This window comes from Algoriphagus antarcticus (assembly GCF_002150685.1).
GTDB lineage: Bacteria > Bacteroidota > Bacteroidia > Cytophagales > Cyclobacteriaceae > Algoriphagus > Algoriphagus antarcticus.
The window spans coordinates 1-1,979 of sequence record NZ_MSSW01000123.1 but is presented as its reverse complement, the minus strand read 5'-3'; the positions used below and the strand labels follow the sequence as shown (position 1 = coordinate 1,979).

At 34.0% G+C, this 1,979-nt stretch carries 2 protein-coding genes; both read right to left on the bottom strand.

Features of this window, described 5'->3' with window-relative positions; genetic code table 11:
* Positions 1-132: 132 nt before the first annotated feature.
* The gene (locus BVH04_RS24805) at positions 133-1,377 is read right to left on the bottom strand and encodes a hypothetical protein (RefSeq protein ID WP_086544149.1); all 1,245 of its coding nucleotides are present in this window, start codon (positions 1,375-1,377) and stop codon (positions 133-135) included.
* A 26-nt stretch (positions 1,378-1,403) separates the two neighbouring features.
* Positions 1,404-1,916, bottom strand: coding sequence for a hypothetical protein (locus BVH04_RS24800; protein WP_086544148.1), 513 nt, complete (start codon positions 1,914-1,916; stop codon positions 1,404-1,406).
* Positions 1,917-1,979: the final 63 nt, after the last annotated feature.

Here is a 1,979-nt window from a genome sequence, read left to right as displayed (position 1 = left end):
GTTTTGGCGCTTGGCGAAGGTGGCGATTTTCACCACAAATGTTGATGCGGAGAACCAAACTTTGACTAACCACAAAACTGTCTGCGGAGCACTGAACCGCCACTTTTGCCAAACGCTTGTTACCTGTAGTTGTTATTTCTTTCCTAGTTTAAATGTCAAATTATGTTTCTTCAAACTGTCAAGATATGCTCCTTTATCTTTAGTCAACATGTCGTCAATATTTTTGTCGCTTTCCAAACTTTCCAATAATGAATTGTCGAATGGCTTCTTAGGGTCAATGTCAAAACTAGAATTAAGAAAACTGCCTGTCATCGGTAATGCTAACTCGACTGTATGAAAGGAAGTAGAACCAGTCAAACCTTTAAGGATGTCGGTTGCGTTAAGAAGTGAAATAGGTTGGGCAGGAGTTGTTAATGATTTATATTTTTCCTGAATGGAAGCAATTGCTGCATTTTTTATCTGGACTCTTTCTTTGTTTATATAAGTCGCATCTGCGTCTATAAGAGCATTGCCTTCAATCCATAAAGTTTTTGAATCCGAATATATTTTTGAAATTTCGACTTGGTCTTGTGTCAATTGGATTTTGTCAAGATTATTTAACGCATCATTATATTTCTTAAACCAATTTGACTTTTCATCATCGCCTTTAAACTGTTCAAACGAAATATTGAAAACCAAGTAAGTATTTTCAACTTCGTTATTATTGTAGTACAATGCATCACCTCTTAAATCGAACTTTGATTCATCTACATTATTGAATGGGTCGCCATCATTTGTAGAAATCATTATCAAAAGCCCTCTTGTCAATTTTCCATTACTAACAGGGTTATCTTCTTGTTGCGAACTAATTATACCTGCGTAACTTGCCTCTAGTTGAGCATGTGGGTCTGAATCTGTAAATAACTTTTTCACTAAAGAGGTTATTGTTAAAACTTGTCCTACAACTGTGGGTGCAAGTTGCAAAGCCGATTGGTATTCAGGCTGATTAAGCATGTCAAATTTAGCTTGTAAGGAGTCATTTTTTACAGCAGTCATTTTTACTTCAATTGCAATTGCATCAGCATTTGCTGGTATTTTTATTGCTATATTCCTTTGAAGACCTAAGTTGTAATTTTTATTGACTTTAATTTCTCTTACATCTTGAACTGATGTAGCCTCAATGGAATCTACACCTGATTGATATTTCAAGGTTGTTGCTAACGCAATTTTATCTTTACCGCCAAAAGTGGTCTGCCAAAAATTACCAACAGACATATAATTTACTGTCCGTAATTGCAGATTAATATAACCCGCATTTTTTAGAATTTGATTTTCCTTTTGGGTTGCAGAAGCTCCTAATGAAGGTTTCCAAAACTTTTTTGTTCCTATAACTGCCATGATTTTATTTTTTTAGTTGTTAATAATTATGCGATGTTATCTTCTTCCATTTGGTCAAACGCTAAAAGTGGTGCGTTTGGATTATTTTTCAATATTCGATATGTTAGATTTCCAATCCAGTAAGGTGCTGTGTTATCCTTTCCTTTGGGACTATTGTTGCCATGACCAAAAGTATAGATTTCTTCTGCATCATCAAGTGCATGAATACTTTCATGAATAATTGTTGCTGCAATGTCTTCAATCTCACGGTCTAACTTTTTAAAGTTTAAAAACAAAGTATTTGGAAACCTTTCGTCTGTATAAGCAAATGTCTTCCTATATTTTATAGATTGAAAAGCATTTGGATAAAATATCTCTACTTTAAACTCTAAATCTGATTTCTTTAACAAGTCAGCAATAATCTTAGGACTTGCCGTACTTAAATCAAAATTGGGGTGGTCAGAAATCGCTTTGTAAAATTCGTCATTTTTTAAAAGTTCATTTGACTTGTCTGTTGCTGATTTTACCCCAGCTAGGTTTTCATTGAAGATGATTTTCATTTTATGTTATTTTTAATTGTTTGTATGTTGATTGTCTGTTTCGTGTCGGTGTACAATTACAGG

Bases quoted from the DNA above. Each gene is read 5' to 3' on its own strand.
- BVH04_RS24805 (WP_086544149.1), bottom strand. From the start codon at position 1,377: ATGGCAGTTATAGGAACAAAAAAGTTTTGGAAACCTTCATTAGGAGCT.
- BVH04_RS24800 (WP_086544148.1), bottom strand. From the start codon at position 1,916: ATGAAAATCATCTTCAATGAAAACCTAGCTGGGGTAAAATCAGCAACA.